The organism is Bacillus sp. LH1 (genome assembly GCF_057924895.1).
In genome coordinates this window covers 4,358,705-4,374,843 of sequence record NZ_CM175007.1, presented here as the reverse complement: position 1 = coordinate 4,374,843, position 16,139 = coordinate 4,358,705, and the positions used below count along the sequence as shown (strand labels likewise).

Genomic DNA, 16,139 nt, shown 5'->3' with positions numbered 1-16,139 from the left:
AAATTTTCATACAGAAGCATTTGAAGTGAGCGAACTTAAAGTGTGTAAAATATAATGATAAACATAAAAGATGATGAATGAGAAAACGGGTGATGAAGTTGAATAGAGCAATCGGTGTTATCGATTCAGGAGTTGGCGGTTTAACAGTAGCGAAGGAATTAATTCGTCAGTTGCCGAAAGAGCGTATCATATATTTAGGAGATACAGCACGTTGTCCTTATGGTCCACGTTCTCGAGAAGAAGTACGTCAATTTACGTGGGAAATGACAGAGCATTTACTAGATTTAAATATTAAAATGTTAGTTATTGCGTGTAATACAGCAACTGCAGTTGTATTAGAAGAGATGCAAAAACAATTACCAATTCCAGTAGTAGGAGTTATTCACCCAGGATCACGTACAGCTTTAAAAGTGACAAACACGTATCACGTTGGGATTATTGGAACGATTGGAACGGTGAAAAGTGGTGCATACGAAGAGGCGTTAAAGTCTATTAATAACCGTGTTATGGTAGAAAGTTTAGCTTGTCCACCTTTCGTTGAACTTGTAGAGAGTGGGAATTTCGAAAGTGAAATGGCGTATGAAGTTGTAAGAGAAACGTTGCAACCACTGAAAAGTACCGATATTGATACACTTATATTAGGGTGTACACATTATCCGATTTTAGGACCTGTTATTAAAAAAGTAATGGGAGATAAAGTGCAACTAATTAGTTCTGGTGATGAAACAGCACGTGAAGTAAGTACAATCTTATATCATAGTAAAATGTTGAATGAAGGAGAAGAACAAAGCGATCATCTCTTCTTAACAACAGGAAAAATAGGCTTGTTTAAAGAAATTGCATCAAAATGGTTCGGTCAACCGATTGAAAATGTGAAGCATATTCATTTAGAAAAAGAATAATAGTAGAATTTATATAAGTGAGCTCCTGAGAAATCAGGAGTTTTTGTTTTATCTTGCTATTTGCTGGGGAGTAAGACCCCTACTGATTAAAGTTTCAATTTATAAGAGGCGCAGCTTGTTCTAAAACGTGAAACAGCTCGTATACATAATAGTACAAACTTAGATTTTAGGGGGGAATGGCATGCCTAAATCCACTTTTAAATGGGTTGTTGGTGCTACTGTGAGCGCTGTTTTACTAACAGGGTGTGGCTTTATAAATCAAGAGAAAGCAACTGAACAAATTGATCCGCCAAAACAAGTTACGTATACAGAGGGTGGGAAGAAAGAAGTAGCTAAAAAAGATAAGCAAGGGCAAATGGTAAACAGAGAACTATACCTTGTTGATAAAAATGGTTATGTTGTACCACAAACGTTAGCTATACCTACTCCGAAAGCAAATGAGACTGTGAAGCAAACGTTAGAATACCTTGTGAAAGATGGACCGGTAACGAATTTATTACCGAATGGGTTTCGTGCAGTCATTCCGGCGAATACAACGATGACTTTAGATTTGAAAAAGGACGGAACGGCAGTTATTGATTTCTCTAAAGAAATGAAAAACTATGCGAAAGAAGAAGAGCGTCAAATCGTTGAATCTATAGCTTGGACGTTGACGCAATTTACAGAGATAAAACAAGTGCAGTTCCAAATAAATGGTGAGAAATTGGCAAAGATGCCGGTTGGTGGTACACCGCTTGGTGAAGGAGTGAGCCGTGCAAATGGTATTAATTTCGATGATGAACAAGTAGCAGATGTAACAAATACAAAACCAGTCACACTGTATTTTATGGCGCAAAATAATAATAAACAGCAATACTACGTACCAGTCACACGCCGCGTTGCGGAAGGTAAAGAAAATGACTATGCAGCAATTATAGATGAACTTGTAAAAGGTCCGATCCATCAATCGCTCCTGAATGATTTTAATCCAGGCGTTAAGCTTATTACGAATCCGAAATTACAAGACGGAAATCTTACATTAAACTTTAATGAAAATATATTTGTAAACCCAGATAAAAATATGATCTCAAATTACGTATTGAAGTCGTTAGTTTTATCTTTAACTGAAAAGAAAGGTGTGAAAAATATTTCTATTGAAGTGAATGGAAAAGCAAATCTTATAGATGAAAAGGGCGGAAAGTTAATAAAACCTGTAGATCGTCCAGAAAACGTGAATACAGGTAGTTTTTAATCTTGAATAATTTGATATACTTAAGTAAGAAAGGAGAATTGCTTTTTGGGTTCTCCTTCTTTTATTGTATACATATCATACATTTAAATTTGGCTATACTAACGAGTAGTAATTAAGAGGAGGTTATTTTTATGCGAGTAGATGGTAGAGAGAAAACAGAATTACGCCATATACATATTCATACGAATTATTTAAAACATCCAGAGGGATCTGTATTAATTGAAGTTGGGGATACAAAGGTGATTTGCTCAGCAACAATTGAAGAGCGTGTACCACCGTTTATGCGTGGAGAAGGAAAAGGATGGGTAACAGCTGAATACGCGATGATTCCGCGTGCAACAGAACAACGTACGATTAGGGAGTCAAGCAAAGGGAAAGTAACAGGGCGTACAATGGAAATCCAGCGCTTAATTGGACGAGCATTACGTGCGGTAGTTGATTTAGAAGCGCTTGGCGAGAGAACAGTTTGGATTGACTGTGATGTCATCCAAGCAGATGGTGGAACGAGAACAGCTTCTATTACAGGTGCATACGTAGCGATGGTATTAGCGTTTGAGAAGTTATTACAAGCAGAAAAAGTATCTAAAATTCCAGTAAAAGATTATTTAGCAGCAACGTCAGTAGGGATTGTTGAAGAGCAAGGTGTTGTTTTAGATTTAAACTATGCAGAAGATTCTAAAGCAGACGTTGATATGAATGTAATTATGACTGGAAAAGGTCAGTTTGTTGAAGTGCAAGGAACTGGAGAAGAAGCGACGTTTAGTAGAGCGCAGTTAAATGAATTACTTGATGCAGCAGAACAAGGCATTTTCCAACTGATTGATATGCAAAAAGAAGCGTTAGGTGACATCGTATCTCATATAGAGTAGAGGTGGAAAGTATGAAACAAGTTGTTGTAGCGACAAAAAATATGGGGAAAGTACGTGAATTTGCTGAGTTATTTGAGCGATTTGATTTAGAAGTGAAATCATTACACGATTTTCCTCATATTGAAGAAGTCGAAGAAACTGGTGAAACATTTGAAGAAAATGCGATCTTAAAAGCGGATAGTTTGAGTAGACAGTTGAATGCAATTGTAATTGCGGATGATTCAGGTCTTATTGTAGATGCGTTAAACGGGAAACCAGGCGTGTATTCAGCTCGTTTTGCTGGAGAGCCAAAAGATGATCAAGCGAATATTGATAAAGTTTTACAAGAATTAAATGAAATACCGTTTGATAAGCGTAAAGCTCGCTTCTACTGTGCATTAGCAGTAGCTTTCCCTGAAGGTGATAAAAAGCCTGTCATTGTAAACGGGACATGTGAAGGATTTATTTTAGAACAACGCCGCGGAGAAAATGGCTTTGGATACGATCCGATCTTTTATGTGGAAGAATACAAAAAAGCAATGGCGGAATTAAGTTCAGATGAAAAAAATGCTATTAGTCACCGCGGACGTGCTCTTCGTAAGCTAGAAGAAAAAATCCCTGAATGGTTTTTAGGAGAATAAGGGAGAGAGATTGATGAAAGCTTTAATCGTAAGCGATAGTCATAGCTCTGTGAAGGAATTACAGCAGTTAAAAGAGAAGTATGAAGGGAAAGTAGATATCATGATTCATTGCGGTGATTCAGAGCTAACGCCTGCTCATGAAGAGCTGCAAGGTTTCCATGTTGTAAAAGGAAATTGTGATTATGCTAACTTTCAAGATGAAATTGTAACTGATGTAGATGGAATTCGCTTCTTAGTTGTACATGGGCATCGGCATAATGTAAAAATGACATTACAAACGCTAGCGTACCATGCTGAAGAAGTGGGAGCGCAAGTTGCATGCTTCGGACATTCTCACGTATTAGGTGCGGAATTAATCGAGGGCGTTTTATTTATTAATCCAGGCAGTATTTTATTACCACGTCAGCGTGTAGAAAAGACATTTGCTTTATTAGAAATGGATGAAAATCAAATGGAAGTTCGTTTTGAAACGTTAGACGGACAACTAGTTGAACAGGCAGTTTTTAAAAGAGGATAAGAAAATTTATCCTCTTTTAAAAAAGGTGTTGACTTTATGTGTGGTTATACATATAATAAATATTGTCGATAGGGCAACGGCGCTAACGAAGAAAAGAAAATAACATATGCGGGTGTAGTTTAGTGGTAAAACAAGAGCCTTCCAAGCTCTGGTCGAGAGTTCGATTCTCTTCACCCGCTCCATGTCCCAGTAGCTCAGCCGGATAGAGCATACGCCTTCTAAGCGTACGGTCGGGAGTTCGAATCTCTCCTGGGACGCTAAAAAAACCTTGTTATCAAAAGATAACAAGGTTTTTTGTTTGTCTAAAATTTGATGTTTGGGTTATAAGCGTAGTTCATGCTTAATATTTGCGACCTTTCCTTTGATATTAAGCAGTTGCATATGTACTTTTTTTCTTAAATAAAAAGAGCGCCATTTATGCGCCCTATTCATCTTATTTAATTTAAAGAATTAATAGGTTTATGATGGAACTCAAATCCATATTCAGATTCTCTTAATTGTTTACTTGCAATATTATAAAATTCTTTACCATTCTAGTACGGTTGAGCAGCAGTTATCGGAACTTATCCCCGGCAGTGTGTTACAATTAATAGAAGCGGAAAATGAGAATCTCCAATTGACTGGACCTGTGATTGGTTAGATGGTTTAAGAAGGTCGTATAAAAAAGGGAGATGGCGCAAAGATGGCGAGATCAAATGAGAATGATTTAACGGAGAAATTGGCAGAAGGCCACCGAAAATATGGTGATGGCAATTTTACAGTACAGAACATCGGTGATGAAACTAACCCGAATTGGACTGTCGTAAAAAATGTGAGGAAGGGATCGGCAGGCATTCGCGAAGGAGAAGATATATTAAGACTGCGATCAAAATATATAAAATAGTACGGAAATGGGCGGAGCGGGAGCTCGAATCTCTCCTGGGACGCTAAGAAAACCTTGTTATCTCTTGATAACAAGGTTTTTTGTGTATTTTAAATTAGTTGTTAATAAACTTCTCAAATACAAAACCATAATCTTTCACATTATATTGTTTCTTCGTATCAACAAGCCAGTTAAAGGCAATCTCGTTCATTTCTTTAAATTGCTCTGCTAAATTTACTTGTGCGTTTGAAATGCGGCTAAAGGCATTAGATGCCATATCTAAACTTTTATGTGCATATTGTAATGTAATATCGTTGTCGTATGAAATTTCTTCGATTTTAAGTAAAGCCTTATATAAATCTTTTAATTCTTCAATATGTTTTTTATGAACATCAATTGAGTAATGTTCATCGCCCATTTGAAACTTAATTTCTACATCTAAATCAATCGTTCCTGCAGTTTCGAGTGCTACGTTTTTAATTTGATATTTACTATAACGAAAGCGGCGTAGTGTACGTTTTTTACTTGTTGCGCTTGTACCGTCTAAGTGAATTAACCCTTTGTTTGTGAAGCAATATTCATCTGATTTCGATTTAATTAGAAAGTAAATTTTCTCTCCATCTTCATGCATTACATAATCATCGGCATCGACCTTATCATAGTCTTTAGGTGTAATAACAGAACCTACATCGCTTAGTCCTAATACATCTGCGGCCATTTTTTTAAACATATATAATCCCCCTTGTAAATTAAATTCTTAATTGTATAAAAATATATTAACATGATTTTCATCCTTTGTTTTCTTGTAATACGAAAATATCTGAAGGTAAGTTAAGAAAAGTAATGAATAATTATTTTGATCCTAAATTATTTAGTAAATCTATTAGTTTAAGGTTGGATTCTCCGAAAAATAACCAAGAGAAAAAAGTTAATTTTGCAAGTGATTATAGAGAAATTCCGTGAAAGCACCTCAAGCTATGTGAGGTGTTTTTCTATCCTCTTTTGAAATCTTACAATTCTGTAAGGTAACTGTAAGGTAGTTCGATGGTAACAAATTGCTAATCTTTTATAATGAAGATAACAACGATAAAACGAGGAGGCAGAAATGATGAAAGGATTAGTTGTAACGGGCTTAACGGTTGCTTTTGGATTTGTAGCATATGAGAAATTAACGTATGTAGTTGATGTTGTGAAACATTTGATTGCTTAGAGAAAACAGCCATGAGAGGGAAAGGGAATGAGTGAATGAATGGAATGGTTATTTGGAATTATAGGTACTTGTAGTGTAGTGTTATTGTTCTTTGTCCCAAGTGGTATACTTAGTTCGACAACAAGTTTGTTCTTCTTAAGTTTGTTTGCTTGTACGATGCTTATTATTATGTTTTTAATGAAGCGAAGTAAACCAATCTTCTATTTTAGCATGATTGTTATGGCAATTATTGTTCTCCAAATTATTACCCTTGTAATATACCCCACAATTATAAAAGCTTTCCATTAATGATGAATCCTCTGCGCTTGTTGCTGGGGATTTTTATTTGTACAATTTTAATTTTTAGTAGAGATTTATTCGTATTGGAATGTAAAAATTAAATATTTTTATATTTCAAACAAATAGTTTTGGGATGTTGTGTTCTCATTACGCATTTGATATATTTACTTTGAACATAATTAAAATCAAGAAAAAGAGGCGGACGTATGGATAAAAAAGAAAATACGGTCGTATTGTTTCCACAACTATCAGAGCGCTATATTGATGAAGGTTTTTTAGCGCTGAAAGAGCGGAAGTTCGAAGATGCATTGCGCTGCTTTGAAATATTACGTCAGTATAATGCGGAAACGGAACAAACGGAATTAGCTTCAGTTATTTGTTTACTCGAATTAAAACGTATGGAAGAAGCGAAAGACAAATGTGAACAGTTGCTTAAAACAGGAGTTGTCTTATTTGGTGATATTCTTGAAACGTACGTGACTATTTTAGTTCAAACAAATGATTATGAAGGTGTTATTGAAACTGTTGAAAAGGTTTTACAAACGAAAGATATAATGCCTGATCAAAAGGAAAAATTAGCGCAACTTGCTTTATTTGCAGAAGGTATGCTCAATGAGGGAGATGCATCGCTAGTCGATTCAAATTTTGAGTTGGATGAGTTTACTAATGAAATTTTTGGAGAAAACTTTGGACAGAAGCTAAGAGCGATTCAGCGACTTTCGTTAAAAGACTTAGATCTTGCATTACCTGTTTTAAAGAAATTTTTAATAGAAGAAGAGCAACACCCCTATTTGAAAACTTCTATTTTGTATAAAATGATAGAAAGTCAGGTAGAAGAGGAAATAGAGGTAGAAAAGTTTGGGAATACGATTAAGGTAATTCCAGCATTTACAGGTCATAATGAGGAGCAATCCAATAACATTATACATAAATTATCAAGTCGATTAGAGCAAAATTATCCCGATATATTTGAAGCAATGGTTACATATTGGAAAGAATTGCAAATTAGCGTTTTCCCATTTGCTCTATTAATGGATAAAGAAGAGATTTGGTCAGCTATTTTAGAGAGAATTGGAAGAAAGCGTTTCGGATTGGCTATTGATGAAGAAGAGCTTATGGCAGCATACAATATCGAATTGGAAGAGTTTCATATTGCCTATCAATGGTTATTACGTGTTGAAAGAGAAGGATATTTGCCCGTATAATTATGAAAAAGAATCGTTCAGTTCTTGAAACGAGCATATTCTATGTTATAATGTAAGGGTTGCAAAAGGCAGAAAACTGCCTGTTTGTAAGAGAAGAGAAGTGTAATTCTCTTACTTAATATGTTTCATATTATTCTCGAACAAAATATACCGTAGTTGTCTTCTGGGCAATTAGTAGATTGGAACATTATATCTGAAAGCTTTTGCTAGAGGATTATTTGTGTATTTGTTATTTCAAAAAAGAGATAATGAAGATTTTAATCTATAGAGGTATGTGCATACATTATTATAGTTGGAGGGAAAGAATAAATGTCTACAAAATGGGAAAAATTAGAAGGTAACGTTGGCGTTTTAACAATCGAAGTTGATGCTAAAGAAGTAAACAACTCTATCGACGCTGCGTTCAAAAAAGTAGTAAAAACAATTAACGTACCAGGTTTCCGTAAAGGAAAAATGCCTCGTCCATTATTCGAACAACGCTTTGGTATTGAATCTTTATACCAAGATGCTTTAGATATCATTTTACCAAAAGCATACGGTGAAGCGATTGAAGAAGCTGGTATCTTCCCAGTTGATCATCCTGAAATCGACATCGAGAAGTTCGAAAAAAATGCTAACCTTATCTTCACTGCAAAAGTTACAGTGAAACCTGAAGTTAAATTAGGTGAGTACAAAGGTTTAGCAGTAGAAAAAGTTGAAACAACTGTAACTGACGAAGATGTAGAGAACGAATTAAAATCTTTACAAGAACGTCAAGCTGAACTAGTTGTTAAAGAAGAAGGAACTGTTGAAAACGGTGATACAGCTGTAATCGACTTCGAAGGTTTCGTTGATGGCGAAGCATTTGAAGGCGGAAAAGGCGAAAACTACTCTCTAGCAATCGGTTCTGGTACATTCATCCCAGGTTTCGAAGAGCAAGTAATCGGTCTTAAATCTGGTGAGTCTAAAGACGTTGAAGTATCATTCCCAGAAGAGTACCATGCTGCTGAATTAGCTGGCAAACCAGCAACATTCAAAGTAACAATTCACGAAATCAAAACAAAAGAACTTCCTGAGTTAAACGACGAGTTCGCTAAAGAAGCAGACGAAGCGGTTGCAACTCTTGATGAATTAAAAGCAAAACTTCGCACAAACTTAGAAGAAGGCAAAAAGCACGAAGCTGAGCACAAAGTACGTGACGAAGTAGTAGAATTAGCTGCTGCTAACGCTGAAATCGAAATTCCAGAAGCTATGATCAACACTGAGTTAGATCGTATGGTTCGTGAATTCGAGCAACGTTTAAGCCAACAAGGTATGAACCTTGAGCTTTACTACCAATTCACAGGTACTGATGCTGACAAATTAAAAGAGCAAATGAAAGAAGATGCACAAAAACGTGTAAGAATCAATCTTGTTCTTGAAGCTATCATTGAAGCTGAAAACATCGAAGTTACTGAAGAAGAAGTAACTGCAGAAGTTGAAAAAATGGCTGAAATGTACGGTATGCCAGTAGACGCTATCAAGCAAGCTCTTGGAAGCGTAGACGCTTTAGCTGAAGATCTTAAAGTGCGTAAAGCTGTAGACTTCTTAGTAGAAAACGCTGCATAATAAAATAACAAGGCACGATTAAAATCGTGCCTTGTTTTATAAATATAGAAATATATTTATAAAACTTTTCGATGGAGAAGGAAAAGTTCCTTTACAAGTCGAATATACATATTTCAAAAGTTTTAAAAATTTTTTATTTGTACATAACTAGTCATATTATTTGTATTTCTCGCCACGTAGTGACATAATATGTATTTACATACGATACATTTATCGTGTACATACGAAGGCAAGAGGTTAGCACTTTGTAAGGGGTGTGAAAATATGTTTAAATTTAATGATGAAAAAGGGCAATTAAAATGTTCTTTCTGTGGTAAAACACAAACGCAAGTTCGAAAGTTAGTGGCAGGTCCAGGTGTTTACATTTGTGACGAGTGTATCGAACTTTGTACTGAAATTGTACAAGAGGAGCTTGCGAAGGACGAAGAAGTAGAATTCAAAGATGTACCGAAACCGGTAGAAATTCGTGAAATCTTAGATGAGTATGTCATCGGGCAAGATAGCGCGAAAAAAGCACTAGCGGTAGCGGTATATAACCATTACAAACGCATTAATTCTAACAGCAAAATTGATGATGTAGAATTAGCGAAGAGTAATATCGCACTTATCGGGCCAACAGGTAGTGGTAAAACATTACTGGCACAAACTTTAGCGCGTATTTTAAATGTTCCATTTGCAATCGCGGACGCAACATCTTTAACAGAAGCTGGATATGTTGGGGAAGATGTAGAAAATATCTTACTAAAATTAATTCAAGCAGCTGATTATGATGTAGAGAAAGCGGAAAAAGGAATTATTTATATTGATGAGATTGATAAAGTGGCACGTAAGTCCGAAAATCCATCAATTACACGTGATGTATCTGGTGAAGGTGTGCAGCAGGCACTTCTGAAAATTTTAGAAGGTACTGTAGCAAGCGTTCCACCTCAAGGTGGTCGTAAGCATCCGCACCAAGAGTTTATTCAAATTGATACAACGAACATCTTATTCATTTGTGGTGGAGCGTTTGATGGCATTGAGCCGATTATTAAACGTCGCCTTGGTGAAAAAGTAATTGGATTTGGTTCTGAGAAGAAAAATGCTGATGTGAATGAGAAGCATGTTTTATCTCACGTATTACCAGAGGATCTTTTAAGATTTGGTTTAATTCCAGAGTTTATCGGTCGTCTTCCAGTTATTGCGAACCTAGAGCCACTTGATGAAGATGCTCTTGTTGATATTTTAACGAAACCGAAAAATGCACTTGTTAAGCAATTCCAAAAATTATTGGAGCTTGACGATGTTGAGTTAGAGTTTGAAGAAGGTGCACTAATCGAAATTGCGAAAAAAGCAATTGAACGTAAAACGGGTGCTCGTGGACTTCGTTCTATTATTGAAGGCTTAATGCTTGATGTAATGTTCGAACTTCCATCTCGTAAAGATATCGAGAAGTGTATTCTTACAAAAGAAACAGTAGCTGATAATGAGCCGCCAAAATTGGTGTTACAAGACGGTACTGTACTTGATACAAAAACATCTGCATAATGCGAAAGGGAAACAGCAATTTTTATAATTGCTGTTTTTCTTTATGTTTAGCTACGTTCCTCCGCGGAAATACTAAGAGATAAAATATTGCGGGAGGAAATAAATAATGAGCTGGACAAATATATTTTTAGTTGTTCAACTTGTTTTTGGTGTAATTGTCGGATTGTATTTCTGGCATTTACTTCGAAATCAACGAACACAAAAAGTTTCAATTGATCGAGAATCGAAAAAAGAATTAGAACAGCTTCGTAAAATGCGTGAGATTTCTTTAACAGAGCCGCTAGCAGAAAAGGTGCGTCCTACAACCTTTTTAGATATTGTAGGGCAAGAGGACGGAATTAAGTCGTTAAAAGCGGCTCTTTGTGGTCCGAATCCGCAACATGTAATCATATATGGCCCGCCAGGTGTTGGGAAAACAGCGGCAGCACGTCTTGTATTAGAAGAAGCGAAACGAAATCCTAAATCTCCATTTCGTACGAATGCAACATTTATTGAACTTGATGCGACAACAGCTCGGTTTGATGAACGTGGTATCGCAGACCCTTTAATAGGTTCGGTGCATGATCCGATTTATCAAGGTGCTGGGGCGATGGGGCAAGCAGGTATTCCGCAACCGAAAAAAGGTGCTGTAACAGATGCACATGGTGGTATTTTGTTTATTGATGAGATTGGCGAGCTCCATCCGATTCAAATGAACAAAATGTTAAAGGTGTTAGAAGATCGAAAAGTATTTTTAGAAAGTGCGTACTATAGTGAAGAAAATACGATGATCCCAACATATATACATGATATTTTCCAAAAAGGCTTACCGGCAGATTTTCGCTTAGTTGGAGCAACGACACGTTCGCCAGAGGAAATTCCTCCTGCTATTCGGTCACGTTGCTTAGAAGTATTTTTCCGTGAATTAGATACGGAAGAAATTCAAAAAGTAGCGAAAAATGCCGCGGAAAAAGTGGAAATGCAAATAGGTGAAAATGGTATTGAAATGATCGGGATGTATGCAAGGAATGGACGAGAAGCGATTAATCTCGTGCAAATCTCTGCTGGTATGGCGATAAATGAAGAACGTTCTTTCATTAAGGATGAAGATATAGAGTGGGTTGTTCACTCAAGTCAGCTTACACCGAAATATGAAAAGCGCATTTATCCGATTCCAAGGATTGGTCTTGTAAATGGTCTTGCTGTATACGGACCAAATACAGGTGCGTTATTAGAAATTGAAGTAACAGCAATCAAGGCGAAAGATAAAGGATCGGTAAATGTTACCGGAATTGTGGAAGAAGAAAGTATTGGTAGTCAAACGAAATCGATTCGTCGTAAAAGTATGGCGAAAGGCTCTGTTGATAATGTATTAACAGTACTTCGTTCTTTAGATGTGTTGCCAGAAGGATATGATATACATATTAATTTTCCAGGTGGTATCCCGATTGATGGCCCTTCTGCAGGAATCGCTATGGCAACAGGTGTATATTCTGCGGTACACCGCACATATGTAAATAATGAAGTAGCGATGACAGGGGAAATAAGTATACACGGAGAAGTAAAGCCTATTGGTGGCGTATACGCAAAAATAAAAGCTGCGAAAAAAGCGGGAGCTAAGAAAGTCATTATTCCTGCTGAAAATATGCAACCATTTTTGTATACGATCAAGGGAATTGAAATTATTCCTGTCCGTAAGTTAAAAGAAGTATTTGAGTTAACGTTTATGCAAGAAAATATGCATAGAGAGCTAGATGTACATACTAAGGTAGACGAAACTGATGCACAATCTATGTAAAAATAAACAATAATAAAATTTGCCAGACTTCGTTTAAGTTTGTATGCTTAATCGGAGTCTTTTTTCTTTTCGTGAGGTAGAAAAACAAGCTATTTACAATTGCGCGGAATCTCAGCAATTGCATCTAGGTGTATTGTAATATAAAATAGTTGAACAGGAGTTTAATTTATTATGGAGGTGCTATGTCTAGTATGAATACGAACGAAAGAATCGTGCCCCTCCTACCATTAAGAGGCGTTCTCGTATATCCAACGATGGTTTTGCATCTTGATGTAGGACGTGATAAATCGATACAAGCACTAGAGCAGGCGGCAATGGATGAAAATATCATCTTTTTAGCAATGCAAAAAGAAATGAATATCGATGATCCGAAAGAAGATGACATATATAGTGTAGGTACGGTGGCGAAAGTGAAGCAAATGTTAAAATTGCCGAACGGTACGCTTCGTGTCCTTGTGGAAGGTTTACATAGAGCAGAAGTAATAGAGTTTATCGAAGAAGAAAATGTAGTACAAGTGTCGATTAAAACGGTAACTGAAGAAGTAGAAGATGATTTAGAAGAGAAAGCTCTTATGCGTACGTTACTGGAGCATTTCGAACAATATATTAAAGTTTCGAAAAAAGTTTCAAATGAAACATTTGCAACGGTAGCTGATGTGGAAGAACCAGGGAGATTAGCTGATCTAATTGCTTCTCACTTGCCGATTAAAACGAAGCAGAAACAAGAGATTCTAGAGATTGTATCTGTAAAAGAACGATTACAAACACTTATTTCAATTATTCAAGATGAACAAGAGTTACTTAGCCTAGAAAAGAAAATTGGGCAAAAAGTGAAACGTTCCATGGAGCGCACGCAAAAAGAATATTTCTTACGTGAGCAAATGAAGGCGATTCAAACTGAACTTGGCGACAAAGAAGGCAAGGGCGGAGAAGTAGAAGAACTTCGTGAGAAAATTGAACAGTCAGGAATGCCGGAAGAAACAATGAAGGCTGCGCTGAAAGAATTAGATCGTTATGAAAAGTTACCAGCAAGTTCTGCGGAGAGTGGTGTTATTCGCAATTATATTGATTGGTTATTAGCGCTTCCGTGGACAGAGGCAACAGAAGATATAATTGATCTTGCTCATTCGGAAGAGATTTTAAATAACGATCATTACGGTCTTGAAAAAGTGAAAGAGCGTGTACTTGAATATTTAGCTGTACAGAAGTTAACGAATTCATTAAAAGGACCTATCCTTTGTTTAGTAGGCCCTCCTGGGGTCGGCAAAACTTCGTTAGCGCGTTCAATTGCAACATCATTGAATCGTAACTTCGTCCGTGTATCTCTTGGTGGTGTGCGTGATGAATCTGAAATTCGTGGTCACCGCCGTACATATGTTGGAGCAATGCCAGGACGCATTATTCAAGGTATGAAAAAGGCGAAAACAGTTAATCCAGTCTTCTTATTAGATGAGATTGATAAAATGTCTAACGATTTCCGTGGAGATCCATCAGCGGCATTACTTGAAGTATTAGATCCAGAACAAAACCATAACTTCAGTGATCATTACATTGAAGAACCATATGATCTATCAAAAGTTATGTTTGTAGCAACTGCTAATACACTTTCAAGTATTCCAGGTCCATTACTTGACCGTATGGAAATCATTTCGATTGCTGGCTATACAGAACTTGAAAAAGTACACATTGCTCGTGAGCATTTATTGCCGAAACAATTAAAAGAACATGGCTTACGAAAAGGTAATTTACAAGTGCGTGATGAAGCGCTGCTTGAGATTATTCGTTATTATACACGTGAGGCTGGTGTTCGTACGCTAGAGCGCCAAATTGCAAAAGTTTGCCGTAAAGTAGCGAAGATTATCGTTACAGCAGAACGTAAACGTATCGTTGTGACAGAGAAAAAGATTGTTGATTTACTTGGTAAACACATATTCCGTTATGGGCAAGCTGAAAAAACAGACCAAGTTGGTATGGCAACAGGTCTAGCTTACACAGCAGCAGGCGGCGATACACTTGCCATTGAAGTTTCTGTGGCGCCAGGAAAAGGGAAACTAATTTTAACAGGGAAACTTGGGGATGTTATGAAAGAATCAGCACAAGCTGCGTTTAGTTATATACGTTCTCGTGCAGAAGAGCTTCAGATCGATCCGAATTTCCATGAGAAAAATGATATTCATATTCACGTTCCAGAAGGAGCAGTTCCAAAAGACGGACCGTCAGCAGGTATTACGATGGCAACGGCACTTATTTCTGCGCTAACAGGTATTCCTGTAAGTAAAGAAGTCGGTATGACAGGTGAAATTACACTTCGTGGTCGTGTATTACCAATTGGTGGTTTAAAAGAAAAAACATTAAGTGCTCACCGCGCAGGCTTAACAAAAATTATTTTGCCAGCAGAAAACGAGAAAGATTTAGATGATATTCCAGAGAGCGTAAAAGAAAACCTTACGTTTGTGCTTGCATCTCATTTAGATGAAGTATTGGAGCACGCATTAGTAGGAGTGAAACAATGAAAGTAACAAAAGCAGATATTGTAATTAGTGCTGTTAAACCAGAACAATATCCAGACAGTGATTTACCAGAAATTGCATTAGCAGGTCGTTCAAATGTGGGGAAGTCTTCCTTTATTAATAAAATTTTAAATCGTAAAAAGTTAGTACGTATTTCTTCTAAACCAGGAAAAACGCAAACGCTGAACTTTTTCTTAATCAATGAGATGATGCACTTTGTTGACGTTCCAGGTTATGGATATGCGAAAGTATCTAAATCGGAGCGCGCTGCATGGGGGAAAATGATTGAAACGTACTTTACAACGCGTGAACAATTAGACGCAGCTGTATTAGTAGTTGATTTACGTCACCAACCAACAAGTGATGACGTGATGATGTATGATTTCTTAAAGCATTATGAAATCCCAACAATTATTATTGCGACGAAAGCCGATAAAATTCCGAAAGGGAAATGGCAAAAGCATTTAAAAGTTGTAAAAGAAACGCTTGCTGTTGAAATTGGCGATGAAATTGTTCTATTCTCTTCTGAAACAGGACTTGGAAAAGAAGAAGCGTGGAAAGCAATTCATAAATTTACAAAAACAAAAAACGCGTGACGAATGTCGCGCGTTTTTGTTTTGCTAAATTTTTTAGCGTACGTTTAATGTAACTTCAATATTTCCTCGTGTTGCTTTCGAGTAAGGACATACACCGTGAGCCGCTTCTACAAGTTCTTGTGCTTCGCTATGTGAAACGCCAGCCACATGTACATCAAGTACAGCAGATAGGCCGAAACCACCATCTGTATCTTTTCCGATAGAAACGTGAGCAGTTACTTCTGTACTTTCTACTTTCACACGTTTTGTACGAATGACAAGTTGTAATGCACTATCGAAACAAGCTGCATAACCAGCTGCAAATAGTTGTTCTGGATTTGTTGCTTCTCCGCCTGCACCACCTAGTGCTTTCGGCATTTTTACATCAAGATTTAATATGCCATCATCTGAAACTACTTTCCCATTTCTTCCACCTGTTGCTGTTACTGAAGCAGTATATAATTTATCCAT

The 16,139-nt window shown here is 36.8% G+C and carries 15 protein-coding genes and 2 tRNA genes; 15 read left to right on the top strand and 2 right to left on the bottom strand.

The window, feature by feature from the left end; translation table 11 throughout:
• The first annotated feature begins 92 nt into the window (after positions 1–92).
• The 8 genes from racE to ACX9TM_RS22600 all read left to right on the top strand — a co-directional run bounded on the left by racE (position 93) and on the right by ACX9TM_RS22600 (position 5,022).
• Positions 93–902, top strand: coding sequence for a glutamate racemase (gene racE, locus ACX9TM_RS22635; RefSeq protein ID WP_000774005.1), 810 nt, complete (start codon positions 93–95; stop codon positions 900–902).
• A gap of 181 nt (positions 903–1,083) precedes the next feature.
• Positions 1,084–2,133 (top strand): spore germination protein GerM, encoded by a 1,050-nt coding sequence (gerM, locus tag ACX9TM_RS22630; protein WP_001126746.1) that lies wholly within the window; start codon positions 1,084–1,086, stop codon positions 2,131–2,133.
• Between the two features lie 131 nt (positions 2,134–2,264).
• Positions 2,265–3,002, top strand: coding sequence for a ribonuclease PH (gene rph, locus ACX9TM_RS22625; RefSeq protein ID WP_001261765.1), 738 nt, complete (start codon positions 2,265–2,267; stop codon positions 3,000–3,002).
• 11 nt (positions 3,003–3,013) lie between these two features.
• A complete protein-coding gene (locus ACX9TM_RS22620; protein ID WP_000815939.1) occupies positions 3,014–3,622 on the top strand; it encodes an XTP/dITP diphosphatase in 609 nt (202 codons plus the stop codon).
• 13 nt (positions 3,623–3,635) lie between these two features.
• Positions 3,636–4,139, top strand: a complete 504-nt coding sequence (locus ACX9TM_RS22615; protein ID WP_000645488.1) for a metallophosphoesterase — start codon at positions 3,636–3,638, stop codon at positions 4,137–4,139.
• A 108-nt stretch (positions 4,140–4,247) separates the two neighbouring features.
• Positions 4,248–4,321: transfer RNA gene (locus ACX9TM_RS22610), tRNA-Gly, on the top strand.
• Between the two features lies 1 nt (position 4,322).
• Positions 4,323–4,396: transfer RNA gene (locus tag ACX9TM_RS22605), tRNA-Arg, on the top strand.
• A gap of 425 nt (positions 4,397–4,821) precedes the next feature.
• Entirely contained in the window at positions 4,822–5,022 is a 201-nt protein-coding gene (locus ACX9TM_RS22600; protein WP_000124460.1) for a hypothetical protein, read from the top strand.
• 94 nt (positions 5,023–5,116) lie between these two features.
• On the opposite strand, the gene ACX9TM_RS22595 is transcribed toward ACX9TM_RS22600, so the two are convergent.
• Positions 5,117–5,731 carry a PH domain-containing protein gene (locus tag ACX9TM_RS22595; RefSeq protein ID WP_000473863.1) on the bottom strand — a complete coding sequence of 205 codons (615 nt, stop codon included), beginning with the start codon at positions 5,729–5,731 and terminating at the stop codon, positions 5,117–5,119.
• Positions 5,732–6,250: 519 nt separating this feature from the next.
• Between ACX9TM_RS22595 and ACX9TM_RS22590 the strand changes: the two genes are divergently transcribed.
• The 7 genes from ACX9TM_RS22590 to ysxC all read left to right on the top strand — a co-directional run bounded on the left by ACX9TM_RS22590 (position 6,251) and on the right by ysxC (position 15,689).
• Positions 6,251–6,499: a hypothetical protein gene (locus ACX9TM_RS22590; RefSeq protein WP_001983650.1), complete on the top strand. Its 249-nt coding sequence runs from the start codon at positions 6,251–6,253 to the stop codon at positions 6,497–6,499.
• A gap of 197 nt (positions 6,500–6,696) precedes the next feature.
• Positions 6,697–7,695, top strand: a complete 999-nt coding sequence (locus tag ACX9TM_RS22585) for a hypothetical protein (RefSeq protein ID WP_065382028.1) — start codon at positions 6,697–6,699, stop codon at positions 7,693–7,695.
• Between the two features lie 309 nt (positions 7,696–8,004).
• A complete protein-coding gene (gene tig, locus ACX9TM_RS22580; RefSeq protein WP_000105215.1) occupies positions 8,005–9,282 on the top strand; it encodes a trigger factor in 1,278 nt (425 codons plus the stop codon).
• A gap of 264 nt (positions 9,283–9,546) precedes the next feature.
• Complete coding sequence (gene clpX, locus ACX9TM_RS22575; protein WP_000472289.1) at positions 9,547–10,806, top strand: ATP-dependent protease ATP-binding subunit ClpX; 1,260 nt, start codon at positions 9,547–9,549, stop codon at positions 10,804–10,806.
• Between the two features lie 106 nt (positions 10,807–10,912).
• On the top strand, positions 10,913–12,583 hold the full coding sequence (gene lonB / locus ACX9TM_RS22570; protein WP_000119176.1) for an ATP-dependent protease LonB: 1,671 nt from the start codon (positions 10,913–10,915) through the stop codon (positions 12,581–12,583).
• A gap of 182 nt (positions 12,584–12,765) precedes the next feature.
• Positions 12,766–15,096 carry an endopeptidase La gene (gene lon, locus ACX9TM_RS22565; RefSeq protein ID WP_000097289.1) on the top strand — a complete coding sequence of 777 codons (2,331 nt, stop codon included), beginning with the start codon at positions 12,766–12,768 and terminating at the stop codon, positions 15,094–15,096.
• Entirely contained in the window at positions 15,093–15,689 is a 597-nt protein-coding gene (gene ysxC / locus ACX9TM_RS22560; RefSeq protein ID WP_000869116.1) for a ribosome biogenesis GTP-binding protein YsxC, read from the top strand. Before lon ends, ysxC begins: the two co-directional genes overlap by 4 nt.
• A 33-nt stretch (positions 15,690–15,722) precedes the next feature.
• Here the strand turns inward: ysxC and ACX9TM_RS22555 are convergent, their stop codons facing one another.
• The gene (locus ACX9TM_RS22555) at positions 15,723–16,139 is read right to left on the bottom strand and encodes an organic hydroperoxide resistance protein (protein WP_000359781.1); all 417 of its coding nucleotides are present in this window, start codon (positions 16,137–16,139) and stop codon (positions 15,723–15,725) included.

Bases quoted from the DNA above. Each gene is read 5' to 3' on its own strand.
- racE (WP_000774005.1), top strand. From the start codon at position 93: ATGAAGTTGAATAGAGCAATCGGTGTTATCGATTCAGGAGTTGGCGGT.
- gerM (WP_001126746.1), top strand. From the start codon at position 1,084: ATGCCTAAATCCACTTTTAAATGGGTTGTTGGTGCTACTGTGAGCGCT.
- rph (WP_001261765.1), top strand. From the start codon at position 2,265: ATGCGAGTAGATGGTAGAGAGAAAACAGAATTACGCCATATACATATT.
- ACX9TM_RS22620 (WP_000815939.1), top strand. From the start codon at position 3,014: ATGAAACAAGTTGTTGTAGCGACAAAAAATATGGGGAAAGTACGTGAA.
- ACX9TM_RS22615 (WP_000645488.1), top strand. From the start codon at position 3,636: ATGAAAGCTTTAATCGTAAGCGATAGTCATAGCTCTGTGAAGGAATTA.
- ACX9TM_RS22600 (WP_000124460.1), top strand. From the start codon at position 4,822: ATGGCGAGATCAAATGAGAATGATTTAACGGAGAAATTGGCAGAAGGC.
- ACX9TM_RS22595 (WP_000473863.1), bottom strand. From the start codon at position 5,731: ATGTTTAAAAAAATGGCCGCAGATGTATTAGGACTAAGCGATGTAGGT.
- ACX9TM_RS22590 (WP_001983650.1), top strand. From the start codon at position 6,251: ATGGAATGGTTATTTGGAATTATAGGTACTTGTAGTGTAGTGTTATTG.
- ACX9TM_RS22585 (WP_065382028.1), top strand. From the start codon at position 6,697: ATGGATAAAAAAGAAAATACGGTCGTATTGTTTCCACAACTATCAGAG.
- tig (WP_000105215.1), top strand. From the start codon at position 8,005: ATGTCTACAAAATGGGAAAAATTAGAAGGTAACGTTGGCGTTTTAACA.
- clpX (WP_000472289.1), top strand. From the start codon at position 9,547: ATGTTTAAATTTAATGATGAAAAAGGGCAATTAAAATGTTCTTTCTGT.
- lonB (WP_000119176.1), top strand. From the start codon at position 10,913: ATGAGCTGGACAAATATATTTTTAGTTGTTCAACTTGTTTTTGGTGTA.
- lon (WP_000097289.1), top strand. From the start codon at position 12,766: ATGTCTAGTATGAATACGAACGAAAGAATCGTGCCCCTCCTACCATTA.
- ysxC (WP_000869116.1), top strand. From the start codon at position 15,093: ATGAAAGTAACAAAAGCAGATATTGTAATTAGTGCTGTTAAACCAGAA.
- ACX9TM_RS22555 (WP_000359781.1), bottom strand. From the start codon at position 16,139: ATGGATAAATTATATACTGCTTCAGTAACAGCAACAGGTGGAAGAAAT.